The organism is Enterococcus sp. DIV0187, assembly GCF_051713785.1.
GTDB classification, from domain to species: Bacteria; Bacillota; Bacilli; order Lactobacillales; family Enterococcaceae; genus Enterococcus_A; species Enterococcus_A avium.
The window spans coordinates 1,391,269-1,415,578 of the sequence record NZ_JBIOQO010000001.1; the positions used below are offsets into that span (position 1 = coordinate 1,391,269).

At 37.5% G+C, this 24,310-nt stretch carries 22 protein-coding genes; 3 read left to right on the plus strand and 19 right to left on the minus strand.

The annotated features are described in order from the left end of the window. Window positions 1–88: 88 nt before the first annotated feature. Together IGI52_RS06835 and IGI52_RS06840 are read left to right on the plus strand one after the other, a co-directional pair. On the plus strand, window positions 89–766 hold the full coding sequence (locus IGI52_RS06835; protein ID WP_049219289.1) for an ABC transporter ATP-binding protein: 678 nt from the start codon (window positions 89–91) through the stop codon (window positions 764–766). Between the two features lies 1 nt (window position 767). Further along, a complete protein-coding gene (locus IGI52_RS06840; protein ID WP_016182010.1) occupies window positions 768–2,039 on the plus strand; it encodes an ABC transporter permease in 1,272 nt (423 codons plus the stop codon). Between the two features lie 57 nt (window positions 2,040–2,096). On the opposite strand, the gene IGI52_RS06845 is transcribed toward IGI52_RS06840, so the two are convergent. The 11 genes from IGI52_RS06845 to zapA all read right to left on the minus strand — a co-directional run bounded on the left by IGI52_RS06845 (window position 2,097) and on the right by zapA (window position 13,326). After that, window positions 2,097–3,545, minus strand: a complete 1,449-nt coding sequence (locus tag IGI52_RS06845; RefSeq protein WP_127979318.1) for an alanine/glycine:cation symporter family protein — start codon at window positions 3,543–3,545, stop codon at window positions 2,097–2,099. A 198-nt stretch (window positions 3,546–3,743) separates the two neighbouring features. Next, entirely contained in the window at window positions 3,744–4,559 is an 816-nt protein-coding gene (locus IGI52_RS06850; RefSeq protein ID WP_438780810.1) for an aldo/keto reductase, read from the minus strand. Between the two features lie 94 nt (window positions 4,560–4,653). Beyond that, the gene (locus tag IGI52_RS06855) at window positions 4,654–5,913 is read right to left on the minus strand and encodes an ABC transporter permease (RefSeq protein ID WP_438780811.1); all 1,260 of its coding nucleotides are present in this window, start codon (window positions 5,911–5,913) and stop codon (window positions 4,654–4,656) included. Continuing rightward, window positions 5,906–6,805, minus strand: coding sequence for an ABC transporter ATP-binding protein (locus tag IGI52_RS06860; RefSeq protein WP_049219284.1), 900 nt, complete (start codon window positions 6,803–6,805; stop codon window positions 5,906–5,908). Before IGI52_RS06860 ends, IGI52_RS06855 begins: the two co-directional genes overlap by 8 nt. A 62-nt stretch (window positions 6,806–6,867) precedes the next feature. Then, window positions 6,868–7,332, minus strand: coding sequence for a hypothetical protein (locus IGI52_RS06865; RefSeq protein ID WP_102871404.1), 465 nt, complete (start codon window positions 7,330–7,332; stop codon window positions 6,868–6,870). Continuing rightward, window positions 7,332–7,535, minus strand: a complete 204-nt coding sequence (locus tag IGI52_RS06870) for a helix-turn-helix transcriptional regulator (RefSeq protein WP_016182002.1) — start codon at window positions 7,533–7,535, stop codon at window positions 7,332–7,334. The genes IGI52_RS06865 and IGI52_RS06870 overlap by 1 nt, the downstream gene beginning before the upstream one ends. Window positions 7,536–7,622: 87 nt before the next feature. Continuing rightward, entirely contained in the window at window positions 7,623–9,398 is a 1,776-nt protein-coding gene (uvrC, locus tag IGI52_RS06875) for an excinuclease ABC subunit UvrC (RefSeq protein ID WP_438780812.1), read from the minus strand. Window positions 9,399–9,479: 81 nt separating this feature from the next. Continuing rightward, window positions 9,480–9,794, minus strand: a complete 315-nt coding sequence (gene trxA, locus IGI52_RS06880; RefSeq protein WP_010744490.1) for a thioredoxin — start codon at window positions 9,792–9,794, stop codon at window positions 9,480–9,482. Between the two features lie 115 nt (window positions 9,795–9,909). Then, window positions 9,910–12,270, minus strand: coding sequence for an endonuclease MutS2 (locus IGI52_RS06885; protein WP_438780813.1), 2,361 nt, complete (start codon window positions 12,268–12,270; stop codon window positions 9,910–9,912). 60 nt (window positions 12,271–12,330) lie between these two features. Further along, window positions 12,331–12,879, minus strand: coding sequence for a CvpA family protein (locus IGI52_RS06890; RefSeq protein ID WP_016181999.1), 549 nt, complete (start codon window positions 12,877–12,879; stop codon window positions 12,331–12,333). A 12-nt stretch (window positions 12,880–12,891) separates the two neighbouring features. Further along, window positions 12,892–13,326, minus strand: a complete 435-nt coding sequence (gene zapA, locus IGI52_RS06895; RefSeq protein ID WP_016181998.1) for a cell division protein ZapA — start codon at window positions 13,324–13,326, stop codon at window positions 12,892–12,894. Window positions 13,327–13,464: 138 nt separating this feature from the next. On the opposite strand from zapA, the gene rnhC reads away from it, so the two are divergent. Then, window positions 13,465–14,367: a ribonuclease HIII gene (rnhC, locus tag IGI52_RS06900; RefSeq protein ID WP_102871407.1), complete on the plus strand. Its 903-nt coding sequence runs from the start codon at window positions 13,465–13,467 to the stop codon at window positions 14,365–14,367. A 52-nt stretch (window positions 14,368–14,419) separates the two neighbouring features. Here the strand turns inward: rnhC and IGI52_RS06905 are convergent, their stop codons facing one another. The 8 genes from IGI52_RS06905 to IGI52_RS06940 form a co-directional block, all read right to left on the minus strand. Next, complete coding sequence (locus IGI52_RS06905) at window positions 14,420–15,610, minus strand: amidohydrolase family protein (protein WP_016181996.1); 1,191 nt, start codon at window positions 15,608–15,610, stop codon at window positions 14,420–14,422. Window positions 15,611–15,713: 103 nt separating this feature from the next. Next, a complete protein-coding gene (locus tag IGI52_RS06910; protein ID WP_438780814.1) occupies window positions 15,714–17,177 on the minus strand; it encodes an amidase in 1,464 nt (487 codons plus the stop codon). A 376-nt stretch (window positions 17,178–17,553) separates the two neighbouring features. Then, entirely contained in the window at window positions 17,554–20,028 is a 2,475-nt protein-coding gene (locus tag IGI52_RS06915; RefSeq protein WP_438780815.1) for an ABC transporter permease, read from the minus strand. Next, entirely contained in the window at window positions 20,025–20,717 is a 693-nt protein-coding gene (locus IGI52_RS06920) for an ABC transporter ATP-binding protein (protein WP_438780816.1), read from the minus strand. Before IGI52_RS06920 ends, IGI52_RS06915 begins: the two co-directional genes overlap by 4 nt. An 80-nt stretch (window positions 20,718–20,797) precedes the next feature. Next, on the minus strand, window positions 20,798–21,700 hold the full coding sequence (locus IGI52_RS06925; protein ID WP_438780817.1) for a sensor histidine kinase: 903 nt from the start codon (window positions 21,698–21,700) through the stop codon (window positions 20,798–20,800). A gap of 6 nt (window positions 21,701–21,706) precedes the next feature. Next, window positions 21,707–22,387, minus strand: a complete 681-nt coding sequence (locus IGI52_RS06930; protein WP_438780818.1) for a response regulator transcription factor — start codon at window positions 22,385–22,387, stop codon at window positions 21,707–21,709. 130 nt (window positions 22,388–22,517) lie between these two features. Then, the gene (locus tag IGI52_RS06935) at window positions 22,518–23,180 is read right to left on the minus strand and encodes an amino acid ABC transporter permease (protein ID WP_048721958.1); all 663 of its coding nucleotides are present in this window, start codon (window positions 23,178–23,180) and stop codon (window positions 22,518–22,520) included. Further along, a complete protein-coding gene (locus IGI52_RS06940; RefSeq protein ID WP_438780819.1) occupies window positions 23,180–24,016 on the minus strand; it encodes a transporter substrate-binding domain-containing protein in 837 nt (278 codons plus the stop codon). The genes IGI52_RS06935 and IGI52_RS06940 overlap by 1 nt, the downstream gene beginning before the upstream one ends. Between the last annotated feature and the right edge of the window lie 294 nt (window positions 24,017–24,310).

Below are 24,310 nucleotides of genomic sequence, written 5' to 3' on the forward strand. Positions count from 1 at the left end.
ATCGCCAAAATACTACTTTAGTACCATTTTATTATTTTCGACTTATGGGAGAATCAATCCATAGCTTTTAGCTAAAAGGAGGAAAATAATGAATGCAATTGAAGTAACTGATGTGAAAAAAGTTTATGGTTCTGGCCAAGCGGCTTTTGAAGCATTAAAAGGGGTTAATTTCGCAATAAAAAAAGGAGAATCTGTCGCAATTATTGGTAAAAGTGGATCAGGAAAATCAACTTTAATGCATATTTTAGCGTTACTGGATCGACCAAGTTCAGGTAAAATTTCTTTACTGAATCAAGATACACGCCAAATAAAAAATAGTTCGCTAAATAAAATGCGAAATGAAACATTTGGTTTTGTCTTCCAACAATTTTTTATAAATCCTAAGGACACGGTTTTATCGAATGTTTTATTACCATTAAAAATTGCCGGAATCCCGAGTCGAAAAAGAAAACAGATGGCAATAGACGCTTTAGAAGCTGTCGAATTGAGTGATAAAGCGAACAATAAAGCGAATGATTTGTCAGGTGGTCAAAAACAGCGTGTATGTATTGCTCGTGCGATCGTTAATCAACCAGAAATCATTTTTGCCGACGAACCAACTGGAAATCTGGATACAGCCACTGGTGAAAAAATCGAGAAATTGCTTTTTGATTTAAATCAACAAAAAGGCATCACCTTAATTATCGTAACCCATGACCCGGAATTAGCAGAACGATGCGATCGCCAAATTCACATTAAAGACGGTCAATTATTGGAGGGTGCCTAACATGAAACTATTTGACATTATCAAATCTGCAAGCTCAAACCTATGGCGCAACAAGGGTCGAACGGTTTTAACGGTGATCGCTATTTTCATCGGTGCCTTTACAATTTCTTTAACAACTGGTGTCAATAATGGTGTCAATGATTATATTGATCGACAAATCAGTGGCGTAGGCGGCGAAGATCAGCTGATGGTCTTTCCAGAATCTCAAATGGGGTCTACTGACAATGAACCGCAAAAGTACGATCCTGATAAGGCTTCTGGAGCAGATGCCGATTATTTGACGACAAAGGATTTAGATAAAATCAAGGCAACAAAAGGAATTAAAAAAGTCGAACCTTTTCATTTTCTGTCAACCGACTACATTCAACGAAATGATGGAGAAAAATATCTTTTATCTGCTGTAAGTGTCAGTGATATTTCAATTGATTTAGAAGCCGGACGTGAAGTAAACAGTACTGGCGATAAGTATGAAATTAATATAGCTCCAGAATATATGAAATCTTTAGGCTTCAAAACAGCCAAAGACGCACTCAATCAGAATTTAAAAATTGCGGTCAGCAGTCAAGCAACAGGCGAACAAGAAGTTCTAAATGCAACTATTGTAGGCGTTCGAAATGTTAGTTTGATTCAACAAGGCCAATCGATTATGAGTAAAGCCTTATCAGACAAAATTGTTAGTGTGAACGAAAAAGGACTGCCAGAAAATATGAAAAATAAGTATGGGACCCTTTTTGCTACTATGGATAAAAACTTATCGAAGAAACAAATCGAACAGCTGAAGAAACGTTTGAACAAAAAAGGCTTTGCTGCTATGACCGTTGAAGATGAAATTGGGATGATTCGTCAAGTTATCAACGCAATCACGGGTGTACTCACTCTATTTGGTGCAATTGCCTTATTAGCTGCAAGTTTTGGAATTATCAATACACTATACATGTCTGTTCAAGATCGTACACGAGAAATTGGTTTGATGAAGGCTATGGGAATGGGGCGCTTCAAAGTCTTTTTAACCTTCAGTATAGAAGCTTTATTGATTGGCTTCTGGGGAGGCGTTACAGGAATCGCTGGTGCTGTTGTAGCAGGGCATTTTTTAAATGATTTTGCTACAACCTCATTTTTAGACGGACTCACAGGTTTAACCTTGTTACAGTTTTCTTGGCCGTCCATGTTGATCATCCTGTTAATTATTATGCTGATTGCATTTTTAGCTGGAACTTTCCCTGCCAATCGAGCAGCTCGGTTAGATCCAATCAATGCCTTACGTTACGAATAACAAAAAAGCTGTGGCAAAATCATTGTTTTGCCACAGCTTTTTTGTATTTTTTTGAATTTAGTCATCATCAAGTGAAGCATCCGTTAACGACACAGATGAAAATTCCTTTACTTCACCTGCAGATAATCGACTAAAATAAGATTTGGTTTCTTTGAATACAACTGGACTCAGCAGAATCAAAGCGACAATGTTTGGAAAGGCCATTAATCCATTAAAAATATCAGCGATCGTCCACACTGCCGAAACAGTTAAATACGGTCCGATGAAAACAGCAAAGATATAAACCCAACGGAATATCGCTGAAAACTTGGTATTTCCACCCGTTAAGTAACTTAGACAACGCTCTGAATAGTAATTCCATCCTAAAATAGTTGTGAAAGCAAAGAATGCTAAACAGATCATCAATAAAAGCGATGCCACCGTTTGGGTAAGTGGCAATGCCTCCGCAAACGCATAAATCGTTACAGCAGAACCATCTAATCCTGTTTTCCATGCTCCAGTTAGAATAATCGCCATCCCAGTCATATTACAGACAACAATCGTATCAATAAAGGTCCCGGTCATTGAAACCAATCCTTGACGCACCGGCTCTTTCGACTGAGCAGCTGCTGCCGCAATGGGGGCACTTCCTAGACCTGACTCATTTGAAAAGATTCCTCGAGCAATTCCTTTTTGCATTGCAATCATCATCGCTCCTAACGCTCCGCCTGATACAGCACGTAAGCCAAAGGCACTTTGGAAAATTTCGACAATGACACCAGGTAATTTTGTAATGTTTAAAATAACCATAAAAAGACAAAGTCCAACATAGATTACGATCATCAATGGAACGATAATTTCAGATACACGGGCAATTCTTTGAACGCCTCCGACTAAAACAATGGCGACTAAAACTGTTACCACGATACCCGTAATAATGACCGCCCAAGAGTATTCATTGCCAAAAAATGTAAGCGTATTTAATTTTTCCGGATCAAAGAAGGTTTCCGCAGCAGAAGTAATACCGTTAATCTGAGCAATCGTACCAATTCCGATCACACCAGCAATTGCTCCAAAAAAGGCGAACATCTTAGCTAGCCATTTCCACTTAGGTCCTAATCCATTTTCAATATAATAAAACGGTCCGCCTAATGCTTTTCCATGATCATCAAACGTGCGATACTTTACCGCTAATAAACCTTCTGCGTATTTCGTGGCCATTCCTAACAATCCTGCGAGTTCTAACCAAAATAAGGCTCCTGGACCTCCAGCGACAATTGCAGTAGCGACGCCGACAATATTTCCTGTACCGATCGTTGCTGATAGTGCCGTACATAATGCCTGAAAACTAGTAACATCCCCTTGACCGCCCTCTTCATTTTTCACCATATACTTCAGCGCCAAAGGTAAACGACGGATTTGGATCATCCGGCAACCAATGGTTAAAATAATGCCGATTCCTAAAATGAGAATGATCATCGGAGCTCCCCAAATCAAAGAATTAATTTTTACTAAAAATTCTTCCATCAAAACCCTCCTTTTTCTTGCTATTTTATCATAAATATTTTCACGAAATACTATTCTGACAAAAATAATTCTATTTTTTTGTTAAAAAAACAAAACAACGAAGTGCTTCACATTTTAAAAATCTAATAAAAAAACATGAACGGACATGGAGATGTCTGTTCATGTTTTTTGTATAACAGGTAAATACCGTTATTAAATTTAAAAATCAAAATTATCTGGGTCTGCTCCTAACCGCTCATTAATATTCAGAGCATCAATCCGTTTCATTTCATCATCATTTAATTCAAAGTTAAATACATCGAAGTTCTCTTTAATACGCTCTTCATGGACAGATTTTGGAATCACAATACTATCACTTTGTAAATGCCAGCGAATAATCACTTGGGCAGCAGATTTATCGTGCTTCTCCGCAATTTCAACAAGCGTTGGATTTTGCAAAATCTTCCCTTGACCAAGAGGCGACCATGCTTCAACAGCGATACCTTCTTTCGCTAAAAAATCACGTAATTCCACTTGCGTTAAAGTCGGATGCAGTTCGATTTGATCGACCATGGGTTTGATCTTCGCTGTTTTCATAAGTTCTTCAATGTGATGCTGATGAAAGTTTGACAAACCAATTGCTTTTGCTCTTCCACTTTCATAAATCTCCTCCATCGCTTTCCAGGAGTCATTAAACTTGCCTTCAACAGGCCAGTGGATCAAATAAAGATCAACATAGTCTAAACCTAAACGTTCTAAACTATCATTAAAAGCCTGATGGGCAGAATCATAACCTTGGTCAGCATTCCAAAGTTTTGTGGTAATAAACAAATCTTCTCGTTTAGTGTTTGATTGTCGAATTCCTTCACCAACGCCTTGCTCATTTTTATATACCGCTGCCGTATCAATCAATTGATAGCCGTTTTCGATTGCCCACTTTACAGAATTCGTTGCGTCATTGTCTTCCACGCGCCATACACCTAGACCAAGTCTTGGCATCTCAATCCCATTTGCCAACTGTTTCGTTTTGTCCATCAAACTTCCTCCATGTTCGTCTTTAATATGAGCCTTACTGTTTTTAGTACAACTCTATTGTCGGAGATTTTGTTTCAACGGTCAACTGAATTGATTATTTCTTTTTCCGATCATTTTGCATGATAGAAATTGATTGTTTCAAAGCACTCCACGTTCCACCTTCGCTGTACACTAATACATTTGATTTGTACAACTGAGCTGAGAAAAGTGTTAAGAAAATCGTGAATAAAACTAAGATTGCTAAGGATACAAAAGCACTAGAAAGCGCTACAGTTCCAGAGGCAAGTCGTAAAGGCATACTGTAAGACGATAAGAAAGGAATATAGGAAGTAACTTTGATTATTACATTAGTTGGATCAGAGGTTCCTAAAATCAAGCTCAACATATAGCCAATCATCGATAAGTAGGTTACAGGCTGGATTGCTTTCGCCGTATCTTCCGGCTTGCTTACCAGCGAACCACATAGCGCTGATAATACCGCATACAAGAATAGCCCTACCAGCATGAAGGTTATAATGACAAAAGCTCCGCTGCCTAATAAAGCCTTAATTGATACATTACTAAGCAGATCCTTTACCATGTCCATATCTTTGAACTGTCTATATCCCAGTACAATAGCAACACCGTAGATCAATAATTGAGTTAAGGCCACTAATAATACGCCCAATAGTTTCCCATAATAGTGCGTTTTAGCCTTCATGCTAGAAAGTAAGACTTCCATAATTCGCGTGCCCTTTTCAGAAGCAATTTCTTGAGCGATGATGGATGAATAGCTGACAATAAACACAAACATAATGATCGTCGTCAAGAAGCTCAAGATAAACTGTGTTCCCGAGTCCCCACCGTCATTTTTCATTTTTCCGCTCTCAAAAATAACTTTTGTCGATTCAAATTTTGCTGGCTCCATCACTTTTTGAACCTGTGCTGTAGTCAGATTCAATTGACTAGCACGAATATTCGCCTGCATCGAGCTTAAAATTTGTTGTAACTGCATTTCAGTTGAGGTCCCCAAAGATGTTTTGCTGTAAAGTTTTCCAGAAACTTGATCGCTGCCCATTTTCAAATCAAGATAGGCATCGATTTTTTTATCCTCTAACTGTGCTTGTGCTTTTTTGTCGCTGGTAATTACTTTGAATTTGTAATCATCATTTTTAGTTTCAGCCAACTGCTCTGCTATCGCAGGTTGATCACTTACGATTCCGATTTTATTGATGTCATTTGCATCACCGAAGAAATATTGTGACAAATAGAAAATCCCCATAAGTAAAAATGGTGCTAGAATCATAATGAGAAAGGCTGTCGATTTTACGTTCTTTTTATATACATCTTTGATAATAATACCCATTTTACTCATTTACAGCACCTGCTTTCCATTTGAAAATTTCTTCTAGTGTTGGTGGTTGTTGATTAAACATAGGAATATAGCCGTCCTTTGTCGCTTTAACAAAAATTTCTTGACCAGCCGCTGGATCTTCCAACGTTATATCAAAACTACCGTCTTCTTTCTGAATCACTGTATGAACTCCCGAAAAGGCTTCTAATTCTTCTTTGGTCAAATGAGATTCTAGATACAATTTACTTCGTCCAAATGATTCGCGAATCTCATGTACCTTCCCATTTAAGACTGTTTCACCATTTCGCAGCATGATCAGGTGATCACAGATTTTTTCAACATTATCCATATTATGACTTGAGAAAATGACACACGAGCCCTTTTCCTTTAATTCAATAATGCCATTTTTCAATAATTCCGCATTGACCGGATCTAATCCGCTGAATGGTTCATCTAAAATCACTAACTTTGGTTCGTGAATCAACGTTGAAATCAATTGCACTTTTTGCTGATTTCCCTTAGAAAGCGATTTTACTTTATCGGTCTTCTTACCTTTGACTTGAAATTTCTCCATCCATTCATCAATTTTTGGTGCAATCTCTTGTTTACTCTTTCCTCTCAATGAAGCAAAGAAAAGTAATTGATTCTCAATCGTTACTTTAGGATATAACCCTCGTTCCTCTGGTAAATAACCAATTGTATTATAGTCTTTTCCCGACAATGTGTGCCCATTCCATAAAACACTGCCAGAATCTTTTGTTAAGAAGTCCAAGATCAAACGAAATGTTGTCGTTTTTCCCGCACCATTTTGTCCGATCAACCCCAAAATCTTCCCGTCTTCAATCGTAAAGCTCATATTGTCTAAGGCCTTATACGATCCAAAACTTTTACTCAAATTCTTAACCTCTAACATTTTCTCACTCCTTTTTATTATTAAATCCACTTTCCTTAAAAAATGGATATATCACTGAATGCTTATAGTTTCTTTTTGTAGAAAAAATAGCTAATTATATAGCTGATTAGAAATAAATTTAGCAATCCGCTAGCTGTCGTCATTAATGTTCTTGAAACGAAACTGCCAACTATGCTCAAAATAGCTAAGCTAATAACCATCACAAAGGTCGTTATTTGTAGTGACTTCGCAGAAATCTCAATATTTCGCTCATCGGTCTTAACGATACGTTCCTGTCTTAGCTTTTCAGGGTTCTTCATCGTTTGGCGATTTTTAAAGAGAAAGATCACAAATACTGAACAGAGCGAAAAAAAGAATCCTGACAAAAATCCTACTGCATGATCATTTATTTTCAACTCATACCACTTTGTACCAATAAATAAGATTGCAGAACAGATTAACATAAAGATAATTGCAGCCAAATATCCTATATTCTTCTTGCGTAATTTCTCTCGATACTCGCGATCTAGTTTTGATAACTCCTTCATTATTCATCCTCCTCATCAAAAATGAAAACTTCTTCTATCATTAAATCAAAAAATCGCGAAATTTTATAGGCTAGGATCAATGAGGCGTTGTACCGTCCATTCTCTAAAGATATAATCGTTTGGCGGGTCACTTCTAAATGATCAGCCAATTCACTTTGAGTCATTTTGCGTTCTTTGCGTAATTCTTGGATTCGATTTTTCAAACGACCACTCCTCAAATGTATAGGTCCCTTTACATTTCATAACAAAAGTATAGCACCCTTTACATTTTGTGTAAAGGGTGCTATACATTATTTTTCTTGCAATTGATTAAATGTATTTTCAGCTACCTGTTTTGGCAAACCTACTTCTTGTAACTCTTCTACGGTTGCTGCTTGGATATTCTTTAGTGACTTAAATTCCTTCAACAACATTTTTTTACGTTTTGGACCTAATCCATCAATATTATCCAGTTTTGAGGCAAAACTATTTTTACTGCGCAGCTGGCGATGAAAAGTAATCGCAAAGCGATGGACTTCATCTTGAATACGTTGCAGCAGGAAAAATTCTTGTGAATTGCGTTCCAAAGGCACTACGTTCAACTCTGGTCCAAATAGCAACTCACTCGTCTTGTGTTTATCATCTTTTGCTAGACCCGCGATTGGGATATCAATCCCTAATTGGTTAGCTAATACATCTTTCGCGACATCAACTTGGCCTTTCCCTCCGTCAATCACAATTAAATCTGGGAATGGTAATCCTTCTTTTAATACCCGAGAGTAACGACGATAAATGACCTCACGCATGGACGCATAGTCATCTGGTCCCTTGACCGTTTTGATTTTATACTTGCGATACTCTTTCTTAGCAGGTTTCCCATCAATAAAAACTACCATGGCAGATACTGGATCTGTTCCCATGATATTAGAGTTATCAAAAGCTTCAATTCGAATCGGTGCGGGAATATTCATAGCATCGCCTAATTTTTCAACCGCACCAATCGTTCGCGCTTCACTTCGACCAATTAGATCGAATTTTTCATTCAAAGCGACCTGAGCATTTTTCCCTGCCAATTTTACTAGCTTTTTCTTTTCTCCACGTTGTGGTTGTAAAATTTTTGTTGCCAGCATCGCTTCAACACTAGGCTTGTCAATATTATCAGGAATCAAAACCTCTTTAGGAATAAAGTGTTCATTCTCTTGATAAAACTGTCCAATGTAGGTTAAAAAATCCTCTTCTGCATCATTATAAAATGGAAACATCGAAACATCTCGTTCAATTAATTTCCCTTGACGGACAAAGAATACCTGTACACACATCCAGCCTTTGTCTGTCGCATAACCAAAAATGTCACGATCCACCAAGTCAGTATTCGTCATTTTCTGTTTTGTCATGACTGTTTCAATTGCTCTGATCTGATCACGGTATTCCGCTGCCTTTTCAAACTCCATATCTGCAGCTGCCAGTTTCATTTTTTCTTCTAATTGCTTCTGAATCTCTGTGTGACCACCATTTAAAAAGCGTTTGATTTCTTCTACCATGTCCTTATAAACTCGAGGATCAACGTGAAAAGCATAAGGACATAAACATTGTCCTAAATGATAATAAAGACAAGGCGTTTTTTGTGATGGCTTACACTTCCTTAGTGGAAACAATCGATCCAATAATTTCTTTGTTTCATTAGCTGCATTCACATCGGGATAGGGGCCAAAATAATGAGCCTTATCCTTCAAGACTTTTCGAGTAATCATCAAACGAGGATATTTTTCGTTGGTAATTTTTAGAAAAGGATAGGTCTTATCGTCCTTCAACATGATATTGTATTTGGGATCATTTTTCTTGATTAAGTTAATCTCGAGTAGTAATGCCTCGATATTGGATTCTGTTACGATATACTCAAAATCCACGATTTCACTGACTAACCGCTCTGTCTTAGTATTGTGACTGCCAGTAAAATAAGAGCGTACCCTATTTTTTAGGATTTTAGCTTTTCCGACATAAATAATCGTACCGTTTTTGTCTTTCATCAGATAACAGCCCGGTTGATCTGGTAAAAGTGCTAATTTATTTTTGATTCGTTCGTTCATAAGTTGCTTCCCTTCCGAGCTACATCATTAGATTAAAACTAAACTGACAAAAAAGCTGGACAAAATGCCCAGCTCAATTTCCTACATGTGAGCTTGGATAAGCTCTTTTAATTGATCTTTCGTATGAACACCGATTACTTTATCAACAACTTGTCCATCCTTTTTCAAAACCAGTGTTGGGATGCTCATAATGCCGAAGGATGCTGGTGTTTCTGGATTTTCATCCACATCCATCTTTACAACTCTGAACTCATCTTCATCGTATTCTTCGGATAATTGTTCTAAGATCGGTGCTTGCATACGACAAGGCCCACACCAGGTTGCCCAAAAGTCGATCAAAACAAGACCGTTATCTGTTTCTTCGTTAAAAGTTTTATCAGTAACTACTTGTGACATTTGAATTCCTCCTATTATAACTTAGATGCGTTAAAAATTAGCATCTGTTTTTCTTACTAAAAGTAGTATAGCACGGTCCCATTTTCTTCGCTACTGTTCTGCTTACACTTGTAAACTATTTAAAGGTTACCACCGTCGCACCGCTTCCACCTTGGTTTGCAGGGGCAAACTCAAAGCTCTGAACATTCCGATTATTTTTTAAATAGTCAGTAATTCCCTTACGTAGTGCCCCTGTTCCCTTACCATGAATAATTCGAACTTGAGCAAAGTTTGCTAAAAGGGCTGCATCAATGTATTGATCCACTTCTGCTAAGGCTTCCTCATAGCGTTTTCCACGTAAATCCAGCTCTGGTTTTACTTTGGAACTAGCGCCTCGTTGAATACCAGTGATTACACGCTGCTTTGGTTCTTCAATCGGGGTAGTCAAAGTCATATCATCTTCAGAGACAGTCATCTTTAAAATCCCTAGTTGGACTTGCCATTCATTATCGCTGACTTTTTTAATCAGTGTTCCACGTTGTCCATATGTTTCAACGATCACTTCATCGTTGGGTTTAAATTGTTTCTTTGCTTTAGCTTTTTGCAATACTTTATTTTTCTTAAGATTTTCATCTTGTTTAAGATCAGCCAATTGGGTCTTTGCGTCAATCAATTGATGTTCTTTTACATTTCCCTGGCCGTCCAGTTGCATCTGACGGATATCCTTAATGATTTTTTCTGCATTTTCTTCAGCTTCACTAACAATCTTATTAGCTTTCTTACGAGCTTTCTCCATTTCTTTTTCTCGTTCATCGAAGAAATAGGAATAGGCATTTTTCAAATCTCTATATAATTTCTCAGATTCATCTACATAATGACGAATCTCCAAATATTCTGTTTCCGTCGCCTTTCGTTGATTCTCCAAATCAGAAATCATTTCGTTCAGGTCTTGACTTTCTTCATCAATGATTTGTTTAGCATTTTCGATCACTAATGGATCTAATCCAAGTCGACGAGAAATTTCAAAAGCATTACTACGTCCAGGTACACCAATCAATAGTCGGTACGTTGGACTTAATGTATCAACATCAAACTCCATACTTGCATTGATCGTATTTGATCGATTATAACCATAGATCTTTAGTTCTGGATAGTGAGTGGTTGCCATTACATAGGAAGACTTTGCCCCAACTGCATCCAAAATTGCGATTGCTAATGCCGCTCCTTCTTGTGGATCTGTTCCTGCACCTAGTTCGTCAAACAACACTAAACTATGCTCATCAATTTTATCTAAAATTGAAACAATATTCATCATATGAGAAGAGAAAGTCGATAAGCTTTGTTCAATTGATTGTTCATCACCAATATCCGCAAAAACTTCATCGAAGATTCCCATCTCGCTTTCCTCACCAACAGGCAGCGGCAGACCCGCTTGTCCCATCAGCTGCAAAAGGCCTAGGGTTTTAAGAGAAATGGTCTTCCCACCAGTATTCGGACCCGTAACAACGACAGCCTGAAAATCTTCTCCAATCATAAGATCATTAGCTACCGCTTTTTCTTGATCTAATAATGGATGACGTGCTTGTTTGAAAAACACATGATTTTCTTGATTAATCATTGGTACGACTGCTTTTAGAGCTTTGGCAAAGCGTGCTTTAGCGTTCATCAAGTCAAAACGTCCTAATACATAGGCGTTGTGTAAAATGTCTTTACGAGGGGCCACCAATTCTGCAGATAACTCAGCTAAAATACGCTCGATCTCAGTCCGTTCTGCAATTTGCTGCTGTCGTAACCGATTGTTTAACTCAACAACTTGTTTTGGCTCCATGAATAAGGTTTGACCAGAAGCGCTCTGATCGTGAACTACTCCACCAAAAACACCACGGTATTCTTGCTTCACAGGAATCACATATCGATCATTTCGCATTGTGATCAAGCTATCGCTCAAATACTTTGCGTTTTTCCCACGAATTAATCCATCTAATTGTTCACGAATTGTTTGTTCGCTACGCCTTATTTGACTGCGGATTGTACGTAATTCGGGTGAAGCCTCATCTCGTACACGTCCATCTTCTTCCACCGAACGACGGAGTTTTCCACTCAATTCAGGTAAGGTGGTTAATTGGTCTTCCCAGAAATATAAACGCAAAAATTCTAATTCACTATCTTTCAAATCTTCAATAAAACGCACCAATTCACTTGTAGTAGAAAGTACGCGCGAGACTTCAGCCAGTTCTAATCCATTTAGATTAGCTCCGATTTCAATTCGCTTCATATGTGGCTTGATATTGTTTAATTTAGGAATTGGTAATCCTCCGCGTAGGCGTTGAACCTTCATTCCGTCTTCCGTTTCATCCAGCCATGCCTGGATAGTATCCTCATCATTAGAAGGTGTTAATTGACGGATTTCTTCTTCCCCTTGTTCAGTTGTTAAATACTGTTGAATCATTTTTTTTACTTGTTCGAACTCTAACGTTTTTAGAATACGTTCATTCATTTTTTCACCTTCTATACATAAATAAACCGAAACCTGTCAAACAGCGTCCCGGTTTTTCATTTATCCAATAATATTTGTAACCCATAAATTATTAAAATAAGAACTTAAGAACAGCGAATGTTCGATCATAAACCGAGCATACCAACTCCCTTCGATGTGATTTTGAATTAAGGCCATCGGTACGAAACTTGCTAACTTCAAAATCAGAAAAATACTAACATAGCAAACAATTAATTGTAAGACACCTGCTACAATACCATCATATTGAGGAATAAGCACTTTGAATAGTAAATCTTTAAAAAAGATTGCGAACAGATGCGTCACCAACCAACCGATGACTAAAATCATGACAAACGCCACTCCAGCATAAAAAGCTTTATCTAAATTAAAAGCTTGTTCGACAGAGTAATAGACCATTTTTGATTCATTTGTTACGGATGGATAAGGTACAAATAAATCCAAGTGAGATCCTAATTGCTGATAAAACATCCGAGCAACTACGAAGGATATCAAATATCCAATCGAAAATACTATCTGGTAGGCTGTACCGCGACGATAACCCACGTAAAAAGATAGTAATAATGCAAATAAAATTACCAATGTTAACATAGTATCCCTCACTTATTTATTTGCCGCTCTTTTTTGAATCTCACGTTTTCGGTTTTCGTTAACGATTTGCTGCGCTTCTACGTGATTTCGGATTGGAACATTTTCTTTCCCATTTTTCCGCATGATTTCTTTGGCTTCGGCTTCAATTGCTTCGATTTTCTTGATACGATTTTCTAACTCTAGATTATGGGCTGCTTGCCCTTCAAGCGTATTTTGTTGTTTTTCCAACTTCATCAACGCTTCTTGCTTTTTCAATTGATCTGAGACCGCATTGATCGCCAATAACATCGTGGCTTTTTCTTGCGTAATCCCAGGTGATAACGACATGATCTCATTTAACTGTTCATTGACCAACGCGGTAACCATATCCATATGTTGCTTGGATTCTTGTCCAATGATAGTATAAGTCTGACCGGCAACGATTGCCTTATAGCGATTTTGCGCCATATCGATCAACCTTCCTCAAACAATTTTTATAAAAAATATTCTGATAACAAAAACACTAATATATTATATGCTAAAATCTTTCGTATGTACAACTTTCATCAATTGAAAGCCAATTAACTTAAAGAAAAGAGAAAAAATATGAGTTCTGCTGTACTTAAATTATCAAAAACTGAAATCAAAAAACTGAAAAACTACTATGCTGACTATCTTCTAAATAAGAAAGTTCCTTACAGTGAATTTTCTGCTAAAAAAAATGGCACCAGTATTACCGCCTACACATCGGGAAAAGTCCTGTTTCAAGGAAAAAATGCTGAACAAGAAGCCGCACGTTGGGGAAGCTCAGATCCTTCAGCAGCAAAAACAAGCAGTAGCCTACCTAAAAATTTCGCCTCATTAGCTGTGCTTGGCAGTGATGAAGTTGGAAATGGCAGCTACTTCGGTCCATTGTGTGTTTGTGCCGCCTATGCTGATAAAGAACATCTTGATGCTTTAAAACGCTTAGGAGTAAAAGACTCAAAAATGCTTACTGACGATCAAATCCGAAAAATGGCAACAGCGATCAAAGAACTGATTCCTTATCGTTTATTAGTCGTGAGTCCAGAAAAATATAATGAGATTCAACCGAAATATAATGCCGTTCGAATGAAGGTCGCATTGCATAATCAAGCAATCCGTCTCTTGTTAGATCAGATTGCACCAACAAAACCTGAAGCAATCCTTATTGATCAATTCACTTCCGAAGCTAATTACATGAAATACGTTAAACAGGAGCCTCAACGCGTTGAGCAAAAAATCTATTTTGTTACTAAAGGAGAACAATATCACCTTTCTGTTGCAGCAGCTTCTATTATTAGTCGTGCAAGCTTTCTTGATGAACTGGACAAAGCTTCATTAGAATTAGGGACAAAAGTTCCTTCTGGAGCAGGCAAACCTTCTGACGAACTTGCTGCTAAACTATTGCGACAGGGTGGAATAGATTTATTAAGCAAGTTTGCAAAGCTCCACTTCGCCAATACAGAAAAAGCAAAAAAAATGATGTAAAGAATTGCCTCGCCAAAATTTCCATTTAATTTGACGAGGCGATTACTTTTTCTTAAACTTCTGCTCCAGCTAAAAATACCTGTCGAACATTTCGTAATGCCTCAATATCTGTAGTTGCATCTCCATCTACAACAAGTATATCTGCCTGTAACCCTGTTTTCAATTCACCTGTAACTTCGGATAAATCAAATACCCGCGCAGGATTTTGTGTAGCTGTTTGAATTGCTTCGATTGGTGTTAATCCATATCTTACCATTAATTCCAACTCTTCCACGATTGGAACACTTGGCGCTTCTAACATCACCATATCGGTTCCGGCAAGAATCGTTACTCCTTCATCATAAATTGCTTTGAAGTTTTCCGAATACGCTTGAACCGAGCTTTCAAAGAAATCTAAGTGATGTGAATAGGTTTCAGTTGACTGGTTCGAATGATCGATCCCGACTTCTTGAACCTTTTGGTTATATTCTGCCAAAAAATGATAGGCATACATCGTAGGTGTCCAGGATTGTCGATTTTTCACCATTTGTTTAGCCTGTTCAACAGTTAAAAAGTTTCCGTGCTCAATGGTATCGAATCCAGCATCAATACACATTTGAATCCCTGGCTGTGTCCCTGAATGAACCACACATTTCATTCCAAGTCGATGTGTTTCCTCGACACCTGCATTCAATTCTTCTTGAGTAAACTCGCAAATATCATCGCGATTTGTTGTCAATAGCTTAATCCAATCTGCTCCATCTTTCTTTTGACGACGAATTGTGTGGCGAATATTTTCTGCACCATCAACCTCTTCAATACCATCCTCATGTCCGTGTCCACCGGTGATACAAATTCCTCGATCTGTGTGTAGGATGCGCGGTGCTTTCACAAATCCTTTTTCAGCTGCTAGTCGTAATGTTTCTAACAGAAATTGTGGTCCACAACAATCACGGATCGTCGTTACACCTTTGGCTAGACAAGTCTCGGCTTGTTTTTGCGCATAGTAAGCGATCATAAAATCATTGTACCGATGCAGATCAGGTTGCGTCCAATAATAGCCAAGGTGGATATGAGCATCCATCAATCCAGGGAGAATCGTACCACTGCCATAATCACGAACCTCTGCTTGCGGAAAATCCGCCGATAACGCCTCTGCTTTTCCGACGGCTAAAATTTTGTCCGCAGCATAAACGATACCGCCATCTTCAATAATGGTCTTTCCATCACCAGTAATTACTTTCTGAGCCTTTAACAAAATCATTCTAGTATCCCCTCCGATTATGAAACGTTTTCACTCTATTAGTGTAACAAAAGAACCGACAAAATTGATAGCTAATTTTGTCGGTCTGAACAAATAGTTCTATTTATTTTTCTAAATAATACTCTGGTAAACAGAAGCCATATTCTGTTTCGAACAATTTTCCGATTTGTAACAACAAGTCTTCGCGGCCTCGTGCTGCTATAAATTGAATTCCTAAAGGCAAATTCTTTTCAGTTAAATAAGTCGGAAGACTGATCGCGGGTTGTCCTGTCAGATTTGCTAATTGGGTATAGGGTGTGATCTCAAGGCTTTTCTCAAACATTTGATTAATCAAATGATGGAGCTCATTTTCGGTTAAATTTGCTGATGTTTCCAAAGCATCCCGGATCTCAGGACTTTGTAAATCATCATTTATTTTCGGAGCTGTCGTTGCTACTGTAGGAGTTAATAACAAATCATATTCAGTAAATAATTGCTCCATTATAAAAGCTGCTCGATCCCACACGTTCAGAGCATGAATAAAGTGACTAGCAGAAATTTTTTTACCATACTGGTAAATTCCCCATGTCATCAGCTCCATGTCAGTTCTTTCAACCGGACGTCTTAACCCTTGCTCGATTCCAGTAAACATGGCGGCTGTTTCGGCACCGTTCATTATATAATAACTCGCTATTAGTTCTTTTCCGTCTACAGGATAAGAAATCATCTCGACCTGATGACCTTGTTTTAATAAAAAATCATGTGCTTTTTCAACTGCGCTGACGGCCTCAGGAGATACATTTGAATGAATTGGAGAATCAATAATCACCGCAATTTTTAGTTTCTTTTTTTGGGAAGCCTGTTCATGTCTCCATGCTTTATCAGGAGCTTGATACGGTGCTGCACTATCAATTCCACGCATTCCATAAAAAAGTTTTTCCGTGTCCCGCATCGAAACTGTTAATGCGAAATCAATCGCTGCTCCTTGCCAACCGCGCCAACCGCTTGGCCCTACAGGCATCGTTCCGCGAGTCGGTTTCAAGCCAATCAGACCGCAAAAAGAAGCGGGAATACGAATTGAGCCGCCTCCATCACTAGCTCCTGCTATTGGAACAATACCGGAAGCAACAGCACTGGCAGCTCCACCACTTGATCCACCAGAGTAATAATCAAGATTCCATGGATTCCTAGCCGGACCATAAAGCTCGGCGTCGGTGATGTTTTTAAAGCCAAACTCTGGCGTATTAGTCTGAGCAAATGGCACCAATCCATTTTCTATTAGTTTATTGGTGAAATGACTGTTGCGACTTGAACGATGGTCTCTCAGTAGCTTAGATCCCGATGTACTCAACCAACCTTTTTTCTCTTGACCTAACATTTTCAGCGGGATTGGCAAACCGGCGAATGGACGTTTTAACAAGTCAGTATCTTTTTGATGCTCTTCTCGCGCTTCATTGCCCATCATAGTAACAAAAGCATTAAGCATCGAATTTTGTTTACGTGCTTTCTCCTCAAAATTCGTTAATAGCTCCTGAAAGCTGACTTCTTTCTTGCGTAATTTTTCTGCCCAGTATAATCCATCTTTCACCGCAAACACCTCTTCTTTTTTTATTTTATTATCACAAATTTTCTTCTAGAAGACCAGCCACAGACGATTATCCTTCACAAATAAGAGGTTGTGACAGAAGTGGTCAGCTTCAAGAAATAAGAAGGAATTTCCGAAAATTGTTTCTCAAATTTTTGTGAAATTTCGGCTTATTTCCGAAGAAGCTACTTCTGGAACACCGTTTATTCGGAAAAAGAAGCTATGACAAGTCTTTTGTCACAGCTCCTTTCTTCATCTCGTTTTTAAGTTATTATTTTTTAATATGTGCACATCTTTTGATCGGATATTCAGATAGAACACTTACAAAATAGTACGCTTTTGAAGACTCAAGATGTTTCATATACTTGAGTTTTTAGAATTATTCTTTGATTCTTTCGGCCAAACTTCGCTTGCCCGAAGACCTCATCACTAAGTATGGTGTCAGTAAACAAATGATGAGCATTAGTAATAACGAGACACTGATTTCTACTATTGGCAAATCAAAGCTAGCGTATGTAGCTGTTCGTTTAACAATCGAATACAAAGCATAGGTAATGCCTAGGCCGAAAGTCAGCACGAGACCTCCAACAATCAAGGCATAATAACTCCCTTCAAACATTAAAACCTTATTCGTTTGCTTACGAGTCATACCGATACTTTCTAAAGTTGCAAGTTCTTGTTTTCTTGCCAAAATACTAGTAGTAATAATATTGACGAAATTCAACAAACCAATCAAGGCCAAAACTATAGCCAACGTATTGCCCATCATCCTCATTGTGCTAATTTCCTCAACTGCTCGATTTCTCATTTCTGTTTTTGTCATTATTCTATAAACGGATTGTTCATCAATAAAACGTTGAAATTGATCAGAAGTCAAATCAGCTGTTTTTTTATTTATATTAATGTTAGCACTCCATAAACTAGCATGAGGAGCAATTTTATCCAAGTATTGTTTTGAGACAAACATTGCTGGAGCACCGCCAGTCTGAAACTCCAAATAATTGTTAGGTACAAAACCAGCAATTTTAACCTGATGTGTTTGTTTATCACTTGTAGAAAATTGTATTTCTGGAATATGTGAAAAATCTGCTGGATGATCGGATTGAATGTAAGCAATGTCTCCATTTTCAAAAGCCGTTTGATCAAATGATTTATCTTTGTTTTTCACCAATAGTTTAGCCAACTCATCGGTATCAATGCTGATTAAATTTCCGCTAAAACCATCTGACTGAATCTTTTTTTGTTCGATTTTTGCATACTTAAAATAGCTATTATAAGAACGAATATATGGAGCAAATTTTTGTTCGTCATAATTCACTAAAACCGGTTCTGAATAATAAATATCTGCTGAAGTTACATCTTCATTTTTGTTTATTAATTGAACTAATTGCTGACTCACCTGTTCCTTCTCTGTTCTTTTTGAATCAGATTCTTTGTTATCGGTATTCGTAGGGCTTGGACTAATCATAATGTCATAGTTCATCTCACTCAAAACAAACTTTTCAAAATCCATACTTTTGACGATGGTATTAACCGCCACAAAAGAGGTGATTCCCAAAGTCATAGAGATAATAACAATCAGAGCCCGTTTTTTATCCCGAAAAATATTTCTCCAAGCCATTAGATAAAGCTTTCCGCCATTTTTTGAACGAACATCCCCTTTTTTAACCTTGGACTCCGTAAAATTGATTGCTAAGACAGGTGAAACCTTAGCAGCATAATTGGCTGGTTTAATCGAACTTAACAGCATGATCATCAGAGCGAACAAACCTGCGCCAAAATAAATTATTGGTTGGGTCGATACCACTACCGCTTCAGAAAAATTTGTGGCCTTCATAACAAAGGGAATCAGCACATGAGAAATACTGAACCCACTGATCAATCCAATCGGTATACCAATAACTGACAAGAGGATAGATTGATTAAAAATAATCTTTCGCAATTGTCTTTTTGTTGTTCCCAATGCTTTTAATAATCCATAAAAACGAATGTCATTGGCAATTGAAATATACAAAACATTATAGATTAATAAGCCGCCCGAGATTAAAATGATTGCTAAAAACATCCCTATTCCTAAAATCAATGTAGTTACACTTTGTTTAGACTCTTTCAGTGTCGTCTTTATTTCTTGCGTCTCACTAAGCTTCAATTTTTTCGCAAGCTTCTTATTTTGCTGTCCTAGGTTATTGCTATCCTTATACTTGATCGAATACGTTTTACTGCTGGTCGATGAGCCGTATTTTTCTGCAAATTGATCAGATACTAACACGTAACTAAAATCAACGACTCGAGCAATTACGTATTCTTTATAATAACCTGATAAAACAAATTCTTTCTGAACGTTTTTTCCATCAATCAAACACGGTAATGAAATTTTCTGGCCTACTTCTGGTTTTGAAATTCCTAATTCCCTCAACGCCGCTAGCGGTGCCATAATTTCATTTTCTTTATCAGGAAATTTACCAGTGAAATCGTTGATTGCTTCTTTTCTTAGCCCATTCCATTCCGATTTATCATACCAATGTAATGCCATTTGTATCTTTGTGTTCTTTAATCGCTGACTATCAACAGCGCCAATTGTTTGCTGTGTACCAACCGTTTTAATTGATGCGTCTTTTTTTAAAATATCAATTTGCTGTTTCGTTAAATCATTAAGATTTGCATCAGCTGTCGTTCCTACTCGTTGAACCGTTTGTTTGTTACTCGCTTCAATGAAACTCATCCCTAAACCAATAACTGATGAAATTAATAACGTTGTCAGCGCTAGGGCTAATACAACAAAAAAATTCCGTCTTCGATTGCTTTTGAAACTATTTAGCCATAAGTTATGAATTGCTTGTCGCTGTTCTTTCATGACCAATCACCGCCTGTTATCTGCACATCAAAAAGTTTGCCATCCTCGATACGGATTACTCGATCTGCCAATTGAGCGATTTGATCATTATGAGTGATCATAATAACAGTTTGATTGAATTTCTTTGCTGACTGCTTCAATAAACCAAGAACATCTTGACTACTTTTGCTATCTAAATTCCCTGTTGGTTCATCTGCCAAAATAATTGCTGGTTTGGCTGCCAATGCACGAGCGATCGCAACTCGCTGCTGCTGTCCCCCTGAAAGCATCGACGGTAAGCGACTCTCACGGCCTTTTAAACCTAATGTTCTGATTACCTCATCGACAAAGGGTTCATCTACTGTATTACCATCTAATTGGATGGGCAGTACGATATTTTCATAAACACTTAGAATCGGTACTAAATTATATTGTTGAAAAACAAAGCCGACATTTCTACGTCTAAAAATCGTTAATTCCTCTTCACTCAAATGCCCCAATTGCTTTCCAGAAATTTCAATTTCTCCAGACGTGGGTCGATCTAAACCTCCCAAAAGATTTAATAATGTACTTTTTCCAGATCCGGAAGTCCCAACAATCGTTACAAATTCATTGTCTTCAATTGTCAAATTTACATTATCGACTGCGTGAACCTGATTTTCCCCTTCACCATAAGTTTTTGTTAGATGATTCGTTTTAACTACGTTCATACCAACAGCCTCCCTTCTTGATACTTTAACTATAGCAAGGGACCCTTACAGTAAAATGTCAGTCGCTGCAAACAAATCTGTCAGTTCTGTAAGAATAGAGAAATCGTCGTCTGTCCTTCTTGAGAATCCGCCAAAACATAGCCTCCTTGTGCCTCACATATCAATTTTGTTAAGTAAAGACCGATCCCAAACCCTTCGATCGTATTTCGATACTGAGACCCACGATAGTATTTTGCAAAAAGTTGAGGTAATTCCTCTTTAGAAATGGTTTTTCCACAATTTTTGATTGAAATTCTTGTATAAGAAATTAGACGATCGACCGATATCTCTATTTGTGAGTCTTCATAGGCGTACTTTAAGGCATTTTCCAACACGTTTCCAATTGCTTCACGAGTCCATTTTATATCATGAGTAATTTCAACATCTGCGTCTTTTACTACAAAACGTTTCTGCTGATCCTCAGCTCCACTGCTTTGAAGAATTGCTTGTTGGATTGTCTCACTAAGTTTTTGACGCACCTTTGTTAACTCCATCGATTCCGTTTCGAATTTTGACATGTGTAAAAATTCTTCTACCAACCAATTTAGACGTTGAGAGTCAAAAGACAAGCGTCTTAAGAATTCTTGCGACTCACCTACTGGTAATTGTTTATTTTGCAGTAGTTCTGTGAACATCAGCATGCTCGTGATGGGCGTCCGCATTTGATGAGCGGCATCAACCATTAATTCTTGAACACGCTGCTTTTCGCGTGCAGCTGTCTCTTGATAAAGTTGATTTGCTTCTGCGATTCGTAATGTTTTGAAAATCAACTTGCTTTCTTGCCCTTCTTGGTAAGAATCAGCATTTTTCGGAAAATCTCCCTTTATAACACTATCTAAAACTTTTTCAATAGTAGATAATTCCTTTTCATGCTGCTTTCGCATTTGGAAGAAAAAAATCAATAATACGCATATAAAAAATAAAACTGTTATGCTATAGAGCACTCTTAATCACTCCCTTCGTTTCCAGAGGTATCCAACCCCTCGAACCGTTTCAATATATTTTGGTTTTTTGGGATCCTCTTCAAGCTTTACTCGAATCCTACGAATATTAACCGATAGCGCATTCTCGTCAACAAATTTTCCTTGATTATCCCATAATGTTTCTAACAACGCTTCTTTTTCTAAAACAATCCCAGCATTTTTCATCAAATAATTAATCAGTCGGAATTCTGTTGAACTCATGGGGATCTCTTGGCCATTTTTGAACAAACGATGAGTATCCAAATTAAGCATAAAAGGCGGTAACTCAATCTTCCTTGACTGATCCTCTTGCTTTTTAAAAACCAACGCAACTTTCGCCTTTAAAATTGCTAACGAAAATGGCTTCGTTAGGTAATCATCTCCGCCGATCGAGAGTCCTGTGAGAATATCCGACTCTAAATCATGTGCCGTCAGAAAGAAAATTGGAACAGCTGAAAATTTCCGAATTTCCTGACATAGTTCAAAGCCATTTCCGTCAGGTAAAGTGACATCTAAAATAATTAAGTCTGGTGAATTCTTTCTTATCTTTTCGATTGAACCTTGAACACGATTAATTACTATAACTTCGTATCCTTCTTGCTCTAGGTAAAAGGAGATTCCTCGACGGAGATTTTCATCATCTTCAATTAAAATAATTTTCTTTGTCATCCTATGATCCTCTTCACATCATTTATTTACATCCTCTATTATCCAATTTCTTAAGTTGTTTATCAATATTATCTATAAAGCTCGATAAAAAAGCGGAGCCGTTTAAGGCCCCGCTTGATTAAAGATGTAATTACACAATATATTTTTGCTGAAAATAATTCTCTAGCTGATGCTGAATATGGCCGATCCCCATACAAAGCAGCCAGTAAATTAATGCTACTAGAAGATACATCGACAAATAATCAAAAGTACGTCCACCAATGATTTTTGCCTTTTGAAAAATATCAGGTACTGTAATCATTGCCGCTAATGAAGTACCTTTTAACAAGTCCATCGCTACGTTACTCAAAGCTGGAATTGAAATCCGGAAGGCTTGTGGCAAAATGATATAACGCATCGTGGGAAAGAAACGATTTCCTAGTGCATAAGCTGCATCCCATTGACCAGCATTTACTCCGGCAATCGACCCGCGATAGATTTCACCAATAAAAGCGCTGCTGGTAAAACTAAAACAAATAATCGCCGCTACTACTGCATTCAGCTGATATGGAAGTCCGAAATAAAGTAAAAACAGTAAAACCAATGCTGGCGTCCCTCTTAAAAATGATAAATAGAAACGAACAAATAGTTTTACTATTCGAAAAGGAACAAATCCTAAAATGGTCATAAGTATGCCTAACAAATTACCAAAGAAAAATGCCGCCAAACTGATTCCAATAGTATAGCCCAATCCACTTAATAAAAAAGGAATCGATTCTAACATTAGGCTTAAATCAATAGTTGGTATATACATTAATCCGCCGAGACCTTTTCAGTTACTTCTTGCTTAGGTTTTGTTGAAACATCCGTACCGAAATACTGTTCAGCTATTTTCTTTAGCGTTCCATCCTTCTTCAACTCTTCAAGTGCAGTATTCACTTTTGTTTTTAACGCCTGATTTTTCTTATCGAATAGGAAGCCAGTAGAATTCGCATTAAAATAAACATCTTCTAGAATTTTTACTGGAATATCTGGTAAAGCTGCCAGAGACATCTTTTGCAAGTAATAGTCATTCAAAATTACGTCCGTTCGTCCATTAGCTACGTCAGTCAAGTATTGATCATTTGTAGCGTTATCGTAGGTCACTGCTTTTGCCCCGTATTTATCGGCAATTTTCATATAACTCGTATTGGGTTCACCAGCGGCTTTTTTACCTTTTAAATCCTTTAAGGAATGAATTCCAGAATCATCGCTTTTTCGAACTATCATACCGTCGAAGGAATATTTAATGGGAGAAGATAATGAAAATTTCTCAGCCCGATCCTTTGACATACCAAAATCATTCGCTGCAAAATCAGCTTCTCCGCGATTAACAGCGGTAACCTGACCGTCAACATTGTATTCCTTAAACTTGATCTTTAAATCCAATTTCTTTGCAACAGCCTTTGCTACATCTACATCGTAGCCGCTCAACTCGTTTTCGTCATTATAATAAGAAGACGGGAAAAGTGTCCCAGACGTAGCAACTATCAGTTCATTTTTATCCTTAACTTTTTTCCAGCTATCATCCTCACTTGATTGTGTGCTCCCACATGCAGTTAGAATGAATCCCGTTGTAATCACCATTAATCCCATCAACCATTTTCTCACTGTTGTCATCTCCACTTCTTTTTTAATAAGTTAATTAAACGATGTCTCATTTATAACATACAAAAAAACAAAACATATAGTAAAGCGCCTATGAAAAACAGCTATTAACACAGAATAAGCTACTCAATATCGTGTAATAGAACAAACTTTAAATAACAGAAATTATTTATTATTTTTAGAATGTATTCTATTTGAAATTAACTTGATCTTTCAAAAACAGATAGGATAATGGTATCCCTTTCGATAAAAAAATGTTCTTATTCTACCAAGTTTGATAGAAATAAGAACATTCAA